At 59.5% G+C, this 18773-nt stretch carries 19 protein-coding genes and 1 pseudogene; 14 read left to right on the top strand and 6 right to left on the bottom strand.

All coding sequences use genetic code 11. The features are described from left to right. Positions 1–104: 104 nt before the first annotated feature. Entirely contained in the window at positions 105–1124 is a 1020-nt protein-coding gene (locus tag FHT78_RS10155; protein ID WP_183743066.1) for a LacI family DNA-binding transcriptional regulator, read from the bottom strand. 216 nt (positions 1125–1340) lie between these two features. Between FHT78_RS10155 and FHT78_RS10150 the strand changes: the two genes are divergently transcribed. The 5 genes from FHT78_RS10150 to FHT78_RS10130 all read left to right on the top strand — a co-directional run bounded on the left by FHT78_RS10150 (position 1341) and on the right by FHT78_RS10130 (position 7677). Then, positions 1341–3599 carry an alpha-L-rhamnosidase gene (locus FHT78_RS10150; RefSeq protein WP_246715246.1) on the top strand — a complete coding sequence of 753 codons (2259 nt, stop codon included), beginning with the start codon at positions 1341–1343 and terminating at the stop codon, positions 3597–3599. Between the two features lie 72 nt (positions 3600–3671). Beyond that, the gene (locus FHT78_RS10145) at positions 3672–4946 is read left to right on the top strand and encodes an extracellular solute-binding protein (RefSeq protein ID WP_183743062.1); all 1275 of its coding nucleotides are present in this window, start codon (positions 3672–3674) and stop codon (positions 4944–4946) included. 63 nt (positions 4947–5009) lie between these two features. After that, positions 5010–5873, top strand: a complete 864-nt coding sequence (locus FHT78_RS10140; protein WP_183743059.1) for a sugar ABC transporter permease — start codon at positions 5010–5012, stop codon at positions 5871–5873. Next, positions 5870–6694: a carbohydrate ABC transporter permease gene (locus FHT78_RS10135; protein ID WP_183743057.1), complete on the top strand. Its 825-nt coding sequence runs from the start codon at positions 5870–5872 to the stop codon at positions 6692–6694. Before FHT78_RS10140 ends, FHT78_RS10135 begins: the two co-directional genes overlap by 4 nt. A gap of 2 nt (positions 6695–6696) precedes the next feature. Further along, positions 6697–7677 (top strand): ABC transporter ATP-binding protein, encoded by a 981-nt coding sequence (locus FHT78_RS10130; protein WP_183743055.1) that lies wholly within the window; start codon positions 6697–6699, stop codon positions 7675–7677. A 3-nt stretch (positions 7678–7680) separates the two neighbouring features. Here FHT78_RS10130 and FHT78_RS10125 read toward each other — a convergent pair whose 3' ends face one another. Both FHT78_RS10125 and FHT78_RS10120 read right to left on the bottom strand, forming a co-directional pair. Further along, on the bottom strand, positions 7681–7965 hold the full coding sequence (locus tag FHT78_RS10125) for an acylphosphatase (protein WP_183743053.1): 285 nt from the start codon (positions 7963–7965) through the stop codon (positions 7681–7683). A gap of 89 nt (positions 7966–8054) precedes the next feature. Further along, positions 8055–8963, bottom strand: a complete 909-nt coding sequence (locus FHT78_RS10120; RefSeq protein WP_183743051.1) for a helix-turn-helix domain-containing protein — start codon at positions 8961–8963, stop codon at positions 8055–8057. 85 nt (positions 8964–9048) lie between these two features. Here FHT78_RS10120 and FHT78_RS10115 point away from each other — a divergent pair, with 85 nt between their 5' ends. From FHT78_RS10115 to FHT78_RS10085, 7 genes are all read left to right on the top strand, one after another. After that, the gene (locus tag FHT78_RS10115) at positions 9049–10323 is read left to right on the top strand and encodes an extracellular solute-binding protein (RefSeq protein WP_183743049.1); all 1275 of its coding nucleotides are present in this window, start codon (positions 9049–9051) and stop codon (positions 10321–10323) included. 80 nt (positions 10324–10403) lie between these two features. Next, a complete protein-coding gene (locus FHT78_RS10110) occupies positions 10404–11264 on the top strand; it encodes a sugar ABC transporter permease (protein ID WP_183743047.1) in 861 nt (286 codons plus the stop codon). Further along, positions 11261–12097 (top strand): carbohydrate ABC transporter permease, encoded by an 837-nt coding sequence (locus tag FHT78_RS10105; protein WP_183743045.1) that lies wholly within the window; start codon positions 11261–11263, stop codon positions 12095–12097. The genes FHT78_RS10110 and FHT78_RS10105 overlap by 4 nt, the downstream gene beginning before the upstream one ends. Positions 12098–12108: 11 nt before the next feature. Next, positions 12109–13194, top strand: a complete 1086-nt coding sequence (ugpC, locus tag FHT78_RS10100) for a sn-glycerol-3-phosphate ABC transporter ATP-binding protein UgpC (protein ID WP_183743043.1) — start codon at positions 12109–12111, stop codon at positions 13192–13194. Between the two features lie 33 nt (positions 13195–13227). Beyond that, entirely contained in the window at positions 13228–15231 is a 2004-nt protein-coding gene (locus FHT78_RS10095) for an aldo/keto reductase (RefSeq protein WP_183743041.1), read from the top strand. Between the two features lie 169 nt (positions 15232–15400). Then, positions 15401–15619, top strand: coding sequence for a hypothetical protein (locus FHT78_RS10090; protein WP_183743040.1), 219 nt, complete (start codon positions 15401–15403; stop codon positions 15617–15619). A 66-nt stretch (positions 15620–15685) separates the two neighbouring features. Next, the gene (locus tag FHT78_RS10085; RefSeq protein ID WP_183743038.1) at positions 15686–16060 is read left to right on the top strand and encodes a hypothetical protein; all 375 of its coding nucleotides are present in this window, start codon (positions 15686–15688) and stop codon (positions 16058–16060) included. Positions 16061–16093: 33 nt separating this feature from the next. Here FHT78_RS10085 and FHT78_RS10080 read toward each other — a convergent pair. The 3 genes and pseudogenes from FHT78_RS10080 to FHT78_RS10070 all read right to left on the bottom strand — a co-directional run. Continuing rightward, a pseudogene (locus FHT78_RS10080) lies at positions 16094–16303 on the bottom strand (DUF2934 domain-containing protein); the annotation flags it as partial. A gap of 32 nt (positions 16304–16335) precedes the next feature. Further along, on the bottom strand, positions 16336–16518 hold the full coding sequence (locus tag FHT78_RS10075; RefSeq protein WP_183743034.1) for a hypothetical protein: 183 nt from the start codon (positions 16516–16518) through the stop codon (positions 16336–16338). 144 nt (positions 16519–16662) lie between these two features. Beyond that, positions 16663–17184: an SIP domain-containing protein gene (locus tag FHT78_RS10070; RefSeq protein ID WP_183743501.1), complete on the bottom strand. Its 522-nt coding sequence runs from the start codon at positions 17182–17184 to the stop codon at positions 16663–16665. A 303-nt stretch (positions 17185–17487) separates the two neighbouring features. On the opposite strand from FHT78_RS10070, the gene FHT78_RS10065 reads away from it, so the two are divergent. Next, positions 17488–17799: a DUF982 domain-containing protein gene (locus tag FHT78_RS10065; protein WP_183743033.1), complete on the top strand. Its 312-nt coding sequence runs from the start codon at positions 17488–17490 to the stop codon at positions 17797–17799. A gap of 34 nt (positions 17800–17833) precedes the next feature. Next, a complete protein-coding gene (locus tag FHT78_RS10060) occupies positions 17834–18760 on the top strand; it encodes a lytic transglycosylase domain-containing protein (protein ID WP_246715244.1) in 927 nt (308 codons plus the stop codon). The last annotated feature ends 13 nt before the right edge of the window (positions 18761–18773 follow it).

Genomic DNA, 18773 nt, shown 5'->3' with positions numbered 1-18773 from the left:
GCCGATACTCTGCCGCCGCGGGCGCATGAATCAGCCAGTCACTCAAAATCGTGACGGCGTTCTTTGTCGCATAATCTCGCCAGCTTCCAGAAGCCACCTGCCCTTCAAGTGCTTCCGCGTATTTCGACATGCGGATCGATCAGCAGATGCCGGGCTTCTTCACGGCCGTCGATCCTGCCGAGCAGCGTCTTGGCTGCAGTTCTGCCGAGTTCAGCGGCATTCTGATCCACGCTGGTCAGGCCGACGAGCGGTATCGCCGCCATCGGAGAGTTGTCATAGCCGATAATCGCCAGATCCTCCGGAACCCGTAGGCCGCTCATGCGCGCGGCATTGATGAGCGGAACGGCATCGAGATCGGACCAGACGAAAACGGCACGCGGACGGTCCTTCAAGACCAGAAAATCATCGATCGCGGCTCGACGGTCGGTTCCTACCAAAGGCAGGCGAAGGATGCGGGCCTCCAGCCCCGCCGCCTTCATGCCGTCAAGATAGCCCTTCTCGCGCTGCACGGCGACAATGGTCGGCGGTGAATCCGCAAGGTCATAACCGAGCATGGCGATATCCGTGTAGCCGGACCGCAACGCCGCTTCCACTGCCAGAGTGGCGCCCCGGCGATCATCAGAATTGACGGTGTCGTAGGTCTGGGCATGCGGCTCGTGATGGGCGATGACGACGATCGGGATCTGACGCGCATAGCGCTCCAGCACCTTGCCCGATATCCTGGGAGCAATAATCAGTACACCATCCATACGATTATCGATCATCGATTCAATCATCGAAGCCTCGATCGGGCTCGTAGAGCGGCCTATCCCGATCAGCGACTTAAAGCTGCTTTCCGCCAGCGTGCCGTTGGCTTCCTCGATGACACCCGCAAGGAACGGGTTCGACAATTCGATCACCAGGATGCCGACCGTCTGCGTGCGGCCGCGCATGGCGCGTGCCGCCACAGACGGACGATAATTCAGCTTTTCGATGGAGGTCTCGACCTTCGTCCGCAAGATGTCGCTGACACCGTAGGCATTGCGCAAAACCTTCGACACCGCAGCGACGGAGACGCCGGCATCCTGCGCCACATCGCGGATCGTGATCCTGTCTCTCGTCGCGTTAATCGCCTGATTTTTCATTCCAAATTGCCTCAACCAAAAGTGTCCTAAAATTATTGGCACAAAAGCTCTTGCGCGGCAATCGAGAATGTAGAATGATATACATAGAACGATACACACGGAGCGGCCGTCGGAGGAATTGGCGGTTGAGGGAGGTTCTGAATGAGGACTATTTCGACCCATGGCATCGCCGGGGAGGACGGGCTTGCGGGGTCTGCTTTCCAGTTTACAGCATCGATGATCGGTCCGTCCTGCGATGGCGGACAGGCAACAGCTGGCACCTTCCTGTCGCGCGAATTCATGCTTGATACCGTTCCTGCAGAAGCAACACTGCGCATTTCGGCACTCGGCCTCTACCGCGCCTTCATTAACGGTCAGCGCGTGGGCAGCGACCTGTTGACACCCGGCTGGACCTGCTACGACGACCGCATCGCCTATCAGACCTATGACGTCACCAGGCTCCTGCAGCCCGGCAGCAACCGCATCGAGATCTGGCTCGGCGATGGCTGGTATCGCAGCCAGCTGATGTGGGCTGCCAATCCAATCGTCAATTGCTGGGGCGAGCGGGTAGCCGCGATCGCAGAATTGCGAGCCGGCGGCGAACTGCTCCTGAAGACGGATGACAGCTGGAAGAGCGGCTTCACTCCCGTTGTTCGCAACGGGATCTATTACGGTGAAGATTACGACGCCCGTATCCGCCCCCACGATGACTATGGTGTCGACATCCTTTCCTTCGATAAGGCCTCGCTGGTGCCGCACGAAACCGGTGCGGTCAAGGAACTGGATGCTCTCGCCCCGATCGACAGCTGGACGGAGGCCGATGGGCGCACCGTTTATGATTTCGGGCAGAACGCCGGCGCCTATGTCCGCCTGCGCCTGAAAGGTACTGCAGGCGCGCAGGTGCGCGTCGAGCATTCCGAGGTGCTCGGGCCGGATCGCTTCTTCGACAACCGCAACTATCGCAGCGCACGCGCCGAACTTCTCTACACCCTCTCGGGTGAGGGCGAAGAAGAATATGCCCCGCTCTTCACCTTCTTCGGATTCCGTTATGCGCGCATCACTGTGACCGGCAAGGCCGAGCTCGTCGCTATTACCATGGTGCCGGTCACCTCGGTGCCGGTCAGAGCCGGCGGCTTCACCTCGGGCGTTGCCGCCGTCAACCGGCTCGTCGACAACACCATCTGGTCGCAGCGCTCCAACTTCATCGAAGTGCCGACCGATTGCCCGCAGCGCGATGAGCGCCTCGGCTGGACCGGCGATGCGCAGGTCTTTGCCGGGGCCGCCTGCTGGCTCGCCGATAGCCAGTCCTTCCTGAAGAAATATCTTCGCGATGTGATCCACGACCAGCGCGCCGATGGCGCCGTTTCGCATTTCTCCCCCGATCCGACGCGACTGCACCCAATCAGCGGCCGTGGCGAATGGGCGGGCTCGACCGGCTGGGGCGATGCGATCGTCATCATTCCTTGGCAGCTCTACCTGCATTACGGCGAAAGCGCGGTCCTGGAAGAATGTTTTCCGGCCATGCTGCGCTGGCTCGATTATCTTTGGGGGATCTCCGATGGGCCGATCATCCGTCCGCCCGCCGTCTGGGGCGCGCATGGTTTCACATTCGGCGATTGGCTCCAGCCGGTCGGCGATAACAGGAAGCCGCGCCCGACCGTGGCAGACGATTGCGCAGCCACCCTCTACCACTTCATTTCCACTCAGCTGACGGCGAAGATCGCACGTATTCTCGGCGAAACCGTCGAAGCTGCGCGGCTTGAGAAACGCGCCGACGAGATCAGGGCGGCTTTCAGGAACGAGTTCTTCTCGCCCTCCGGCCGCATTGCCCATAACGACCAGACGTCATGGTCTCTGGCTTTTCTCCATGGCCTCGTCCCATCCGAATATGAAGAGGCCGCTCGCGGTTATTTTCGCAGGGTGGCTGAAGAAACTGACGGCGTCATCGGTACGGGCTTCATCGGCACCCCTGCCCTGCTGCCGGCTCTGACCCGGCTCGGCATGCTGGACCTCGCCGAAAAGATGTTCCTGAACCGGAAGGTTCCGGGATGGCTGTATCAGGTCGAGCACGGCGCGACATCGATCTGGGAGCGATGGGATGCGCTCGCCGAAGATGGGACGATCTACGATCCCGATATGAACAGCTACAATCATTATGCCTATGGCGCCGTTTGCCAATGGCTCTTCGAAGACGTTGCCGGGATCAAGCCGCTGGAGGACAAGCCGGGCTTTGAGGAGATTGCCTTCGATCCGGCAATCCTACCTGCTCTCTCGCCGGTTTCAGCCTGGCATGACACGCGTTTTGGCCGTATCGAAGCTGGATGGACCCTGGAGGAGGGTTTCGTCACGTGCCGTCTGGTGCTGCCGCCGGGTGTTACTGCACGCCTGCAGGGCCGAAGCGACCGTAAGGCGTTGAAGGCGAATGGCGCCACAGTCGAGCAAGGTCAGGATATCAGGCTCGTTGCGGGGGAGCATAAAATAACATTTTCCATCTGATGTGGTCGCTCGCGGTGAAATCCCGCGAGCAGGTAGCCAACGCATTCCGGTCTTCAAGAGGAGGAAATGACTATGCGAATGACGAAGTGCAGCATCCTTGCAGCCAGCATCATGGCTCTTGCCGCTGGAGTGGCACATGCGGATGTGACCCTCAGCGTGCTGATCGATACCAATCCGGAATCCATTGCCTCGTTCGATGCCGTTTCCAAGGCCTATATGGAAAAGCACCCGGACGTTACCTTTGACGTCGAGCAGCGCGCCGGCGGCTCTGAGGGCGACAACATCGTCAAGACCCGGCTCGCGACCGGCGAAATGGCCGATGTCTTCCAATATAACAGCGGTTCGCTCTTCCAGGCTTTGAAACCGCAGGAAACGATCACGGATCTTTCCGATCTTCCCTCGGAAGCCGGCATTCAGGACAGCTTCAAGAAGGTCGTCACCAGTCCTGACGGGCATGTCCGTGGCATCCCCTTCGGCTCGGCGATGGGCGGTGGCATCTTCTACAATAGAAAGATCTACGCCGATCTCGGGCTGACGCCGCCGAAGACATGGGCGGAGTTCATGAGCAACAACGAGAAGATCAAAGCAGCCGGCAAGGTTGCCGTGGCGCAGACCTACGGCACGACCTGGACCTCGCAGCTCTTCGTGCTGGCCGATTTCTACAACGTGCAGTCCGAGGTTCCGAACTTCGCCGACGACTATACTGCCAACAAGGTCAAATATGCCAATACGCCGGCAGCGCTGCGCGGCTTCGAGCATCTCGAGGAGGTGGCCAAGGGCGGCTACCTCAATGCGGACTTCGGAGCGGCGACCTTTGATGACGGCATGCGCATGGTCGCTACCGGCGAAGCCGCCCATTATCCAAACCTCACTTTCGGCATCGGCAATGTTCAACAGAATTTCCCTGACAACCTCAAGGACTTGGGCTTCTTCGCCCAGCCTGGAACCGACGCCACCAAAAACGGCCTGACGGTCTGGATGCCCTCGGCGCTCTACGTTTCCGCAAAGTCCGCAAATGTCGAGGAAGCCAAGAAATTTCTCGATTTTGTCGGCTCCAAGGAAGCCTGCGACCTGATGGCAAAGGCCGTCCCATCCGGTCCCTATCTCGTCAAGGGTTGCGAACTGCCGAAAGATATTCCACCGGCCGTTTCCGATATGCTTCCCTATTTCGAGACGGCGGGACGCAATGGTCCGGCGCTCGAATTCCTCTCGCCCGTCAAGGGACCGGCGCTCGAGCAGATCACCGTCGAGGTCGGAACCGGCATCCGCTCCGCCAAGGACGCCGCTGCCCTCTACGACCAGGATGTCGAGAAGCAAGCCAAGCAGCTTGGCCTGCCGAACTGGTAACCTCCCAGCCGATCCCCCATCCAGGTCCATCGGGCTGGATGGGGGACGCCTCAAGGTGTCCGTATGACAAGACGCAAGTCCCCTTATCCCTACTGGTTCGTGCTGCCGGCGGCGGTGGTGTTCACTGTTCTCTTCCTGGCCCCGACGATCGCATCCTTCTGGTTCAGCCTGACGCGCTGGGATCTGTTCACCACGCAGTTCATCGGCCTGGAGAACTATCGGCAGTTCTTCCGAGAGCCCTTCCTGATCCAGGGCCTGATCAATACGATCATCTATGCCGTCCTGACCTCGGGCACAAAAACGGTGCTCGGTCTGCTGCTCGCCGTCTTGCTGACCTCAGGCCTCTGGGGGCAAGGCCTGCTGCGCACCGTGATCTTCTTTCCGGTCCTGGTATCGACAATCGGCGTCGGCATCACCTTCTCGGTGCTCATGCATCCGACCCGCGGGCTGATCAATGTGGCGCTCGCCGCCATTGGCATCCATGGCCCCGGCTGGCTGACCGACCCGGCCCTTGCGCTCTATTCCATCGTCTTCGTCGACCTCTGGAAGGGGATCGGGCTTGCGACGGTCATCTATATTGCCGGTCTTGCCTCGATTAGCCCGGATTATTATGAGGCCGCCCGCATTGATGGCGCGACCCGCCGACAGATGTTCTTTCGCGTCACGGTTCCGCTGGTCAGGCCTGCGACCGTCACCGTCGTGACGCTCTCGCTGATCGGCGGGCTCAGAAGCTTCGACCTGATCTGGGCGATGACCCGCGGCGGTCCCGGTTTTTCGTCGGATGTGCTCGCAAGCGTCATCTACAAGCAATACCAGGCAGGTTTCTACGGCCTGTCGACCGCCGGTAACGTGATCCTCTTCCTGCTCATCGGCCTCATCGTCCTGCCGCTGACGGCCTGGTTCAATCGCAAGGAGGTGGACCTATGAGCCGGCGCCAGCTCTATACCGGGATTGCGGCGCTGGCCGCCTGCGGCGCGATCTTCGTGCTGCCTTTCCTCTTCATCTTCATCACCGCCGCCAAAACGAAACAGGATGCGGCGACGCTGAGATTCAACTGGCCGGTCGAATGGCAGCTCTGGCAGAATTTCATGGAGGTCGTGCAGACCCGCAACTATATGCTGCTGCTCGCCTATTTTAATTCGACCATCATCACGGTGGCCGCCGTCACCCTGCTGGTGCTGTTCGGCGCCATGGTCGGCTATGTGCTGCAGCGCCGCCCCTCACGCTGGAATACGGTCATCTATGGCTGCGTGCTCGCCGGCCTGATGATCCCGCCAGCGGTTGTCCCGACCATCTGGGTGCTGCAACTGCTTGGCCTGTTCAAGACGCTGTCGGGCATGGTGCTGATCCAGGTCGCCTATGGGCTGGGCTTCACCGTTCTGTTGTTTCGCAGTTTCATCGCAACGATCCCGCGGGATCTCGACGAGGCTGCGATCATCGATGGCGCAAAGCCGTTCCAGATCTTCTTTCGCGTCATCCTGCCGCTTTTGAAGCCGGTTACCGTCACGGTCATCGTCGTTCAGTCGATTGCCATCTTCAACGATTTCACCAACCCGCTTTACTATCTGCCGGGCCGCGAGAACGTCACCGTGCAGCTGACGCTCTATAACTTTCAGGGGCAGTTCCAGACGCAGTTCAATCTGCTGTTCATGAACATCCTTCTGGTGACCATTCCGCCCCTGATCGTCTTCATCTTCTTCAACCGTCAGATCGTAGCAGGCATGACCGCCGGTGCAGTCAAGGGATAGCCATGACATCAGTTGTTCTCGAAAGTGTCCGCAAGAGTTTTGGCAGCCTGGAGGTCATGAAGGGCGTCGATCTCACCGTCGAGCCAGGCGAATTCTGCGTCTTCGTCGGCCCGTCCGGCTGCGGAAAATCGACCCTTCTGCGCATCATCTCCGGATTGGAAACGACGACATCGGGGCAGGTGTTCATCGACGGCAAGGACGTGACCGATGCCGAGCCTTCCGAGCGCGGCATCGCCATGGTTTTCCAGTCCTATGCACTCTATCCGCATCTGACCGTTGCGGAGAACATCGGCTTCGGCCTGTCGCTCGCAAAGCGCCCCAAGGCGGAAATTGCCGAAAGGGTGAAGCAGACCGCCGACGTTCTGCAGCTTTCGCATCTGCTCGATCGTAAGCCGAAGGCGCTCTCCGGCGGTCAGCGTCAGCGTGTCGCGATCGGCCGGGCAATCATCCGCAATCCGAAAGTCTTTCTGTTCGACGAACCGCTGTCGAACCTCGATGCATCACTGCGCTCGCAAATGCGCATCGAATTGACCGAGCTTCATGCCAAGCTCGGCGCGACCATGATCTATGTCACCCATGATCAGGTCGAGGCGATGACCATGGCCGACAAGATCGTCGTCCTGAACGGCGGACAGATTGAACAGGTGGGAACGCCGATGACGCTCTACAACAATCCGGCCAGCCCCTTCGTTGCCGGCTTCATCGGCTCACCGAAGATGAACCTTTTCGATGGAGAGATTGCAACTCGGGAAGGCTGCCGGATCTACGGTATCCGGCCCGAGCATATCGCGCTTTCATCCACCGAAGGAAAATGGCAGGGCAAAGTACGCCATATCGAGCGACTCGGTGCCGATACGGTAATCTATCTCGATGTTCCGGAACTGCAGACGCTTATCGTACGTACAGACGGCGATCGCTCGGTGATGATCGGAGAAATACAATTCGCCTCGCCGCTCGCAGGTAAAGAACACAGGTTCTCCTGATCGCTATCGGACGATACGAAAGTCGTTCGGCACCTCATCGAGTGTTGCTTCCTCCGCCTTCACGTCGGATACGGAGGAGCCGGAGGGACCGCTCCAGAAACGCTCCAGCATGGCACCGGTAGCGCCTTGAGGGCCGACAATCAAAGCACTGACCGAGCCGTCGGCCTCATTGCGCACCCAGCCTGTTAAGCCGAGTTGCAAGGCTTGGCCGCGGGTCCAGGCGCGATAGCCGACGCCTTGCACGCCACCGGTGATGCACACACGAAAGGCATCCTGACTGATCGTCATTTTGCAGTCCTCTCTGACATCAGGACAACGATGCCCGGCTGTCGCTCGTTCCAAGCGCGACCGGTTCTGAGAGGCATGTTCACGGCATCTCAACCGGCGACGGAGATATTCCCTATCACTGAGCGTATATCCCGGCGGAAGTCGGACGGGGACATGCCGGCTATATTGCGGAACGACTTGTTGAAGGCACTGATCGATCCAAAACCGCTGTCCATCGCGATCTGGAGCACATTGGAGCCCTCGCCCATCAACTGTGCCTGGGCATGCGAAAGACGCAGCAAATTGAGATATTTACTTATCGTCATGCCGGTCGTCTTCTTGAACAGGTTCATGGCATATTTCGGATGGAGATCGACCGCGCGGGCAATCTCGACGGTATCGATATCCTGCAAGAAATTGCTCGCAATGAAGTCGCACATGCGAGCAACGCTGCGGGACAATTGCGCGTTGGGTTGCTCAAGTTCGTCCGCGATATTTCCAGGTATCATCGAGTAGGAATCGAGCGCAATCCGCTCGATGCGCAGAAGCAGTTCGTCCACGGCATGTTGCGTCTTCCGCAGGTCGCCGGACCTGGCATAATCATACCAACGCGGGAAATTCGCTTCATCCGCCGCGTCGGTCGAAGACGTCAGCAGCATCTCTCCTTTCATCAGGCGAGTGCCTATCGTCGGAGGCAGGCGCATTCTGAAGAAATAAACAAGCGGCAGATGCGCGCCGGCATAGAGGGAATCATCCGACGAATCGTCCATCTGATGCGGCTGTCCGCCCCAGAACAGGCACATCTGGCCAGCCCTGAGGCTGACTTCATGGCCATTCATGCGATAGTGAACACTGCCGCGCATGATGTAATTGACCTCGACCTGAGCATGCCAGTGCGGCATCGCCATGACCGGCGGATGGGCATAAAACATCTGAAGTGCCATCGGCATGCCTTCAATGGTGCTGGCACCGGGCTGGTAAACAGGTTTGCCGACGACCTTACTTTCCGCCAATTCCATATTCCCTTTTTATGAGACAGCCATTCCCGCAGCGCTAGATTAGTCACGTTCGCTCAGCGACGGCAATTGAAAAGGGAGGATTTTCATGCGCTCTAAACTCGTCACTGCAACGACAGCGCTTGTGCTGCTTGCATCCGGATCTGCCTATGCGCAATCCGCTACGCTTACCATCTGGAGCTGGAATGTCGCAGCTTCGGCTCTCAAATCTACGGTCGAAGGCTTCAACAAGCAGTTTCCCGACATCAAGGTCGATGTTCAGGATCTTGGTAATCAGCAGGTCTTCGACAAGACGCTCGCTGCCTGTGCTGCCGGCGGCGACGGCCTTCCCGATATCGTGACGGTCGAGAATTTCGAGGCCGAGATCTTCTGGAGCCGTTTTCCGGATTGCTTCGCCAATTTGAAGGACCTCGGCTATAACGCCGATATGCAGGCGAAATTCCCCGAGTTCAAGCGAACCGAGCTCGAGGTCGGCGATGTCGCCTATGCCATGCCCTGGGATTCCGGGCCGGTCGCCGTCTTCTATCGTCGTGATTACTATGAAAAGGCTGGCGTCGATCCTAAGTCGATCGCAACCTGGGACGATTTCATTGCTGCCGGCAAGAAGATTTCTGCCGCCAATCCCGGCGTCGTGATGGGCCAGGCTGATTTCAACGGCGACAGCGAATGGTTCCGCATGCTCGCCAATGAACAGGGCTGCGGCTATTTCTCGACCGATGGCCAGTCGATCACCATCAACCAACCGGCCTGCGTCCAGACGCTGGAAAAAGTCAAGGCGATGAAGGATGCCGGCACGCTGACGGCGGCAAACTGGGACGAGAAGATCTCCTCCAACACCGCCGGCAAAGTGGCGAGCCAGCTCTTCGGCGGCTGGTACGAAGGCACGATCCGTTCCGGCTCTCCCGATCTGGCTGGCAAGTGGGGCGTCTATGCCATGCCCGGCATGACCGCCGACAGCCCGCATGCGGCCAATCTCGGCGGCTCGTCGCTCGCGATCAACGCCAATTCGCAGAACAAGGAAGCAGCCTTCAAATATCTGACCTACGCACTCACCACAAATGAGGGCCAAGTCACGATGCTGAAATCTTTCGGCCTCGTGCCGTCTCTGTTGTCAGCTGTCCAGGATCCCTTCGTCAACGAGCCGCAGCCCTATTGGGGCGGCCAGAAGATCTGGGCCGACATTCTCGCGACCCTGCCGAAGATCGTGCCGAGCCGCGGCACTGCCTTCCAGACGGATGCAGATGCCATCTACAAGACGACGCAGACGAAGTATTTCGCTGGCGGCTATCCCGATGCAAAGGCAGCCCTCGACGACGCTGCCAAGCAGATCGCTTCGGCGACGGGTCTTTCGATCGCACAATGAATGGCAAGCCGGGCGCCAAAGCGCCCGGCCTCGTCTGCCGCGGGAGGCGGCGGGCACATTCGTTTCGGTAAGGAGGTACCATGCCGGTCAGAAACCGGAGCGCCTACGCGTTCCTTGCGCCCTATCTTCTGGTCTTTGCCGCCTTCTGGGTCTGGCCGATCATCAATTCATTTCTGATCTCGTTCCAGAACACGCGCATCAATCCGTGGAAATTCAGCCTTCAGGCCAATTGGGGACGCCTGTTCGCCGACCCTGCCTTCTATAATGCCGTCTATAACACCCTCGTCATCCTGGTCATCCAGGTGCCGGTCATGATCGCCCTTGCGACCATTATGGCGGTGCTGCTCAATTCGCCGCTTCTGAAAGCGCGCGCCCTGTTCCGCTTCGCCTTCTTCGCGCCTGTTGTCGTGGGCGAAGTCGCCTATGCAGCGGTCTTCCGGCTGATGTTCAACCTCGATTTCGGCATCATCAACAAGCTGATCGGCGCAACAGGCCTTGCGCCCGTTTCCTGGTTCGACAATGCCAATGCCGCCATGGTCGTCATCGTCATCGCCGTGACGTGGCGCTGGGCGGGTTACAATGCCATCATCATCCTGGCCGGCCTGCAATCGATCCCGGAAGATGTTTACGAGGCAGCCACACTCGACCGCGTCAGCAAGCTGCAGCAGTTCTTCCACATCACCCTGCCGCTCCTGAAGCCGATCATTCTTTTCTGCGTCGTCCTGTCGGTCATCGGCACGATGCAGCTCTTCGCCGAGCCTTTCCTCATCACCAATCGCGGCGGGCCGGGCGGCGGCACGGAGACGCTTGGTCTGCTTCTCTATCGCCAGGGCTTTACATCGCTGAACTTCGGTTACGCTTCAGCAATCGCCTATACGATGGCCGCCCTCGCAGTCGCGATCTCGCTTCTCAATCTCTGGGTCGGGAGGGAGCCGAAATGAGATCCAAGTCACAATCCCTTCTCATCCGCCAGATCGCCTTGCACGCCTTCCTGCTGCCGCTCGCAATCATCTGGCTCTTTCCGCTCTGGATGATGTTCGTCTTCTCGACGATGCCCGATTACGGCATTTTCAGCCCGCAGATCGTGCTCTGGCCATCGACCAACTTCGTGGCAAATTTCCAGAACCTGCAGGCAGACACGAACTTCGTCGGCGCAATGGTCATCTCCATCGTCGTCGCCACCGTCTATACCGTTCTGTCCGTGCTCTTGACCTCGATGGCCGGATGGGCGCTCGCCCGCTACCGCTTCGTCGGCCGCTCGCTGGTCATCGCCATCATCCTCGGCACCATCACGCTTCCTTATTTCGTCGTCGTCATTCCGCAATTCATCATGGTGGCGCGCGAGTTCAAGCTCGCCAATACCTGGGTCGCCCTCATCGTGCCGCCGCTCTTCAATTCGCTCGGCGTTCTCTTCATGCGGCAGTCTTTTTCCATGATGCCGAACGATCTCTTCGATGCGGCGCGTGTCGAAGGCGTCAAGGAATGGCAGATCTTCCTCCGCATTGCCCTGCCGCTTGCCCGGCCGACGATGGCGGCACTGGCGATCATTCTCTTCCTCGCCTCCTGGAACAACTATCTCTGGCCGCTGCTCATCAACTCGAAGCCAGGCATGATGACGGCTCCGGTAGCGCTTGGCGTTCTGATCGGCCTGACCAAGGTCTCCTGGGGCGGCATCATGGCGGGCGCGGTGCTTCTGACCGCGCCGATTCTCATCGTCTTCGTGGCTCTACAGCGCCACTTCATCGCCGGCATTGCGGCCGGCGCAATCAAATAATCGGGGAGCCCATGGCAGAGCTTTCACTCAACAATATCGTCAAACGTTACGGTTCATTCGAAATCATCCACGGCGCCGATCTGGACGTGAAGGACGGCGAATTCGTCGTCTTCGTCGGCCCTTCCGGCTGCGGAAAGTCCACGCTCTTGCGCATGATCGCCGGCCTGGAGGATATCACCGGCGGCGAACTGAAGATCGGCGGGCGCGTCGTCAACGATGTCGAACCGGCCGACCGCGGCATCGCCATGGTTTTCCAGTCCTATGCGCTCTATCCGCATCTGACTGTCGAGGAGAACCTGAGCTTCGGCCTGCGCATGAATGGCAATCCGAAGGCCGATACCGAACGGCGCGTTCGCCATGTCGCGGAGATTCTGCAGATCACGGAATTGATGACGCGCCGGCCCAAGCAGCTCTCCGGCGGTCAGCGCCAGCGTGTGGCGATCGGCCGGGCCATCGTGCGCGAACCGCAGGTCTTCCTGTTCGACGAGCCGCTTTCGAACCTCGATGCGGAATTGCGCGTACAGATGCGCGTAGAGATCTCCAGGCTGCACAAGCAGCTCGGCACGACGATGATCTATGTGACCCACGATCAGACCGAGGCGATGACGCTGGCCGACAAGATCGTCGTCTTGCGCGCCGGCAATATCGAACAGATCGGTGCGCCGCTCGATCTTTACGACGACCCCGCCAACCAGTTTGTCGCCGGCTTCGTCGGTTCGCCGAAGATGAACTTCCTGAGAGCCGAGGTGGCGGGCGTGCTGGCAGGCAAGGCAACGGTCGTGCTTACAGGCGACAATACGGTTCGGATGGAAGTGCCGCTTTCCGACCCGTCCGTAACATCCGGCGCGGAAGTGACGCTCGGTATCCGGCCCGAACATTTCGGCGAGGCGGGCCAGGGCGAGGCTGATCTGAAGGTTGCCGTCGATGTTGCCGAGCACCTTGGAAATACCAGTTACATCTACGCCAATTTCGGCGGCGAGCAGCTCATCATCGAGCAGCCTGAATCCCGCAATCTTGGGAAGACCGAGACGCTGATAGTCTCCCTGCCCGCCGCCCGCACCTTCCTGTTCGACGCCGCCGGCAAGCGGCTCCGCTAACCTGATCCCAAGACTTAGACGAAAGAGGATAGTATGACTTCAGATAATCCGATCCGCTGGGGCATCATCGGCCCCGGCACCATCGCCCGCACCTTTGCCGATGGCGTCGCGCATTCACGCACCGGCAAACTCGTGGCGATCGCCACCCGCAATCCCGATAAGCCGGGCCTGGCCGAGGGCTTTCCGGGAGCCCGTATCGTCAACGGTTACGAAGCCCTGTTGACGGACAAGGAGGTCGACGCGATCTATATCGCCACACCCCATACCGGCCATGCCGAATGGGCCATCAAGGCGATCCGCGCCGGCAAGCATGTGCTGGTCGAAAAGCCGATCGCTCTCTCAGCCTATGATGCCGAGGCGATTTACTACGAGGCGAAGAAGGCTGGCGTCTTTGCCGGTGAAGCCTTCATGTATCGTGTCCATCCGCAGACCGAAAAGCTTGTCGAACTCGTCAAGAGCGGCGTGATCGGCGAGGTCCGCATCATCCGTTCCTCGTTCGGCTTCAGCATGGGGACATACAAGCCGGAACATCGCCTGTTTGCCAATGAAACGGCCGGCGGCGGCATCCTCGATGTCGGTGGCTATCCCGTTTCCGTGGCCCGGTTGATCGCCGGTGCCGCGGCCGGAAAGCCGTTCCTCGATCCCGAAAAGGTTTCGGGCGTCGCCCATCTCGGCCAGTCCGGCGTCGACGAGTGGGCATCGGCCGTGCTGAAATTCCCGAACGAGATCATCGCCGAAGTCTCTTGCTCGATCATGGCACAGCAGGACAATGTGCTTCGCATCATCGGCTCGCAGGGCCGTATCGAGGTCAAGGATTTCTGGTTTGCCTCCGGCCACAAGGGCGGCGTCGGCAAGATCGAGATCTTCAGGAACGGCGAGCAGGAGACGGTCGAAGTCAAGGAAGACCGCTGGCTCTATTCCTTCGAAGCGGATGCCGCCGGTGACGCGATCCGTGCCGGCGAGCAGGAATTCCGCTCACCGGGCATGAGCTGGACGGATTCGATCAACAATCTCAAGGTTCTCGACCAGTGGCGCGCGTCGGTCGGTCTCGAATATGGCGTCGAAAAAGCCACCAAGCGCACCCGGAACATCGCCGGCGGGGTTGTCCGGCGCGGCAACTCCATACCGCAGCGCCAGATCCCCGGTATTTCCAAGCCGGCCTCGGTCGTCACTCTCGGTTTTGAATTCTTCCCGAATTTCGCAGCCGCCTCGCTGACACTCGACACCTTCTATGAGGCAGGCGGCAATGTCTTCGACACGGCCTTCGTCTATGGCGGCGGGAAGACGGAGAGCATCTTCGGCGACTGGCACACAAGCCGGCAGGTGCCACGCGAGGAGATCGTCCTGATCGGCAAGGGCGCCCACTCGCCGCTCTGCTATCCCGATGTCATCAGCAGACAACTCGACCAGTCGCTCAACCGCCTGAAGACCGATTATGTCGATATCTACTTCATGCATCGCGACAATACCGATGTGCCGGTCGGCGAATTCGTCGACGCCATGGATGCCGAGGTCAAACGCGGCCGCATCCGCGGCATCTTCGGTGGCTCGAACTGGACGCGCGAGCGCTTCGACGAGGCGATCGCCTACGCGAAGAAAAACGGGAAGCAAGCACCTGCCGCCCTTTCCAACAACTTCTCGCTCGCTGAAATGCTCGATCCGATCTGGGCCGGCTGCGTTACCGCCTCTGATGACGAGTGGAAAAGGTGGCTGAACGAAAAGCAGATCCCGAACTTCGCCTGGTCGAGCCAGGGCCGCGGTTTCTTCACCGACCGGGCCGGTCGCGACAAGCGTGACGACGAGGAGATCGTGCGCTGCTGGTATTCGGATCGCAATTTCGAACGGCGTGACCGCGCGATCGCGCTTGCCAAGGAGCTTGGCCGGCATCCGATCCATATCGCGCTCGCCTATGTCATCGCTCAGCCCTTCCCCGTCATCCCGCTGATCGGGCCGCGCACGATCGCCGAGCTGGAAGACAGCCTTTCGGCGCTGGACATAAAGCTGACGGTCGAACAGGTGAAATGGCTGGAAAGCTGATTGCCTCTTCCAAAGACGGCATGACGACAAGCGGCAGGCCTGAGCGCCTGCCGCTTTTCTGTTGTGCGACGCTGTAGCGTCAGCAACAACTAATCCATCGGTGTTGCATTCTCGCCATTGCAGTCAACCATAGGTCATCTAGTGTGGGGCTGCACCAGGGAGCAACGCGATGACGCGAACGGTTTGGCCGAAGGAAGCGCTGACGTCGGAGACGATGAATTTTCTCGACGGCATTCACCAGGAATGGTGCTCGGCCGCGCGTTGCAACCGTAGCAGCAGCCTCGGAATGGCGAAGGCGAAAGCGTTGGTCGACTGGTTCGAGTTCGGCGTGCAGGATCGCGACGAATTGCTGGGTCTGCTGTCGGAAGATTTTTCCGGCGCCGCCTGAGGCGCCCCACTTGTTTTTGCCGTATTGGCGCTACCTCACTCTGGACGATATCAGGAGGCGACGCCTTTGCGTAAACATCTAGTATTATTCGGCATTATCCTGTTTCCGGCAGCAGCTTTCGCGCAATCCCCGGATCTGGAGGCGACATGTCAATCCGTCGCCAAGGCCTTCTTCATGAGCGATCAGCTTTCGATCGGCATGGTTCAATCCTTTCCGGAACTCAAGCCGCCGGGTGTTCGCATGACCTATTCGACACGACAGGGAACTGCACCGGGCGAGATGACCGATGCGTTCGAATGCGAGTTCGACAAGGTCGGCAAGCCGCATCAGCTTACGCGGTTCTGCGTGTCAAATACCTGTTATTCGCCGAGTGAAGATGATGCCGATCGAAAGCGTCGCTTCGAGGAAGCCCGGATTCTGCTGGAGCGTAGTGAGAAGTAATCTACCTATACGTGACTAACGGCGCCCGTGAATATCACCGCTCTCGCCGGCACCCTGGAGCAGAGCCGCATCGTTGCGATCGTCTTCGTCGATCAGCTCCTGCATCGTCTCGTGTTCGTCATCCTCGCTGAGCTCGTCGGATGCCTGCAGCCAATGGCGAAGTGCCGCTCCTTCCGGACGGCCTTCCTGCTCCCAGATCTCGTAGGCGCGCTGCCGAATTGCTTCTTCCTTGTCTCTGGCCATTCTCTTACCTCCAATCTGCCGGCTTCCTCTCGTCATTGGGCGACGCCGGTGATCGGATCGACGATTGGCCGCTCGCTTTCATCCCGGGCGCCCGGCGGCTGGACCGTCGCGGGAGCGATGGACTGTTTATCTGCACGCTCTGGCGCTTCCGCGATCGGCCCGACATCCCTGGGACGGCGCTGTTCGGCTTTGGCGTTGGTATCCTTTGTGCCCATGACGCATCTCCTTTGCTAGGAAACACCGGCATTCGTTCGAGGTTCCGCCGCCGAATTCAAATGAGTGCTGGGCAACAGGCTCCCTTCCCTATCGCTCCAGCCAACCGGCAGGAGCGATAGGGGGAATCGGGAATTTTCCGGCTGTCAGAACTTCTCGGTCGTATCGGCCTTGCCCTTGACCCAGTAGCCCGAGGCCTTGATCCAGCTCAGCGGATAGCCGCGTTCTTCGACACGATACGCACGGACGGATCGCACCACCGATGCTTCGGCTGCGATCCAGACGAATGTCTGGGGAACGATATCGATCCCTGCCAAAGCAGCAATCAGCGGTTCGGCATCCGTTACGTTGAAAAGAGGACGGTAGACCCAGCGCGTTGTGAGCGCTGCCGCTGTTTCGAAAGATTGCTCTTCTTCCGGGCCTGCGACTGCGGCGATTGCCACAATGGTGGTATCGGCCCCGCTCTCCTCGATACGCCGGCCGATGGCAGGCAGAGGCGCAAGGCTGGTAAAATCGGCGAGGTCTTCTCCCGTCAGCACGATGCGCCGCATGCCAGGGGTGATATCGGTGACACTTTCGACCGTCAGCGAACGGCGGCGCAATTCGTGGCGGACCCGCTCGATAACGGGTGCGGGAAACTGATGATTTATGGATCGATTATTGTCCATCATGTCCTTCCGGGGCCTCAGGAGACGATCCGCAGGACACAGTCGCGCAGACCGAAGCCGCAAAGCCGTTCGATCATACGCGTTGAGTGACGTTAACGCTTACGTGGCCGAAAGGTCATCAGCCAATGATGTTTCCTTTAGCGAAAGCCGGAATAGGAGGCAATAAAAACTTGAACCACATTCTCCGTTTTTGACATTGCCGGCAGAGCCACCCTGAAGTTGTCATATACATTATCTTTCACACGCAGTCGGTATGGTTCTTGCAACGTTACCAATATCCATACGTTGGGGAGACCAAGTGTAATGGAATGGAACATATACGAGCGCTTTCCCCCTCTGGTGCTGATGCTGGGTGGCCGGGAAAAATACAGGGTCCTCAGAACGTTGAGAGACGCCGCTGAGGTTTTGATAGCGGACTGGCCGTCCGAGGACGGCGAGGAATATGTCGTGGCCGTCAAGGCCTGCGTCGATGCGATCACCGGGCAGATCGATGTCAGTGAACTGCAGGACGCTATTCGCCGTGCGGCAGCTGAGGCTGGCATTGGGGTCTTGACGGTTGTGCAAGCACATCGCTCGGAGCAACGGACCGACAAGGACGCTTGCCGTCTAGCCTGAAAACCGCGACGATGTCGCCAGAAGGTTGGTGACGATGAGATGCGGCATAGGCTTAATAGCTGCAGTGTTGGTTTGCGCAGCATGGGTTATCGTGGCGGCCACGGCTAGCGCTGGCGAGCCGTCAGCTTCCGAAGCGGCTTGCCTTTACCAGGGTGACGCTGGTGACGGACAAACCATGTGCATTCGAAAAGATCACTTCAATGCCGATCTCTGCGCCGTGATGGACCGTTTCGCGGCGATCCACAACCTTCCGCCTGCTTTCTTCGCCCGCCTGATCTGGCGCGAAAGCCTGTTTCGCCCGGAAGCGGTCAGTCCGAAGGGCGCGGAGGGCATTGCTCAATTCATGCCGGGAACCGCCCGGCTGCGAGCGCTCGAAAACAGCTTCGATGTCGTCCAGGCGCTCAAGGCGTCGTCCGGCTATCTTGACGAACTCAGGCTTCGTTTCGGCAATCTCGGACTTGCTGCCGCTGCCTATAATGCCGGTGAATTCGGGCTCAGCCGGTTTCTCTCCTCCGGCCGTTTGCCGATCGAGACCCGCGACTATGTGTTCGCGATTACCGGCCAGACCGTGGAAACCTGGCGGGACAGCACTCCGGAAATCGCTGCGCCGGAGCTGCGGGACGGCATGCCGTTCCATCAGGCATGTGTGGCGCTCGCAGAAACCCGGCAGATGAACGAGCCGGTGCTGACCGGATCGGCCGACTGGGCGCCATGGGGCGTACAGCTTGCCGCCCACTACAATCCGTCCGTGGCGGACCGGCTTTTTACCGTATCGCTTACAAAGCTTCCTGAGCCGCTGAACGCCGAGCGCGCCCTGATCGTGCGCCAAAGGGGCGGAAACTTCGGCTACCGCCCCCGCTATGCAGCGAGAATCGGCCGGGAGACCCGCGCCGAAGCGGCCGAGCTCTGCAGCACGATCCGCGCTGCAGGCGTTGCCTGCACTGTCTTCCGGAACCGCTGACGTGGATTTAGCG

This window comes from Rhizobium sp. BK196, assembly GCF_014193255.1.
GTDB lineage: Bacteria > Pseudomonadota > Alphaproteobacteria > Rhizobiales > Rhizobiaceae > Rhizobium.
Note: the sequence above shows the minus strand (reverse complement) of the source record. Positions and strands in the feature narration are given on the sequence as shown.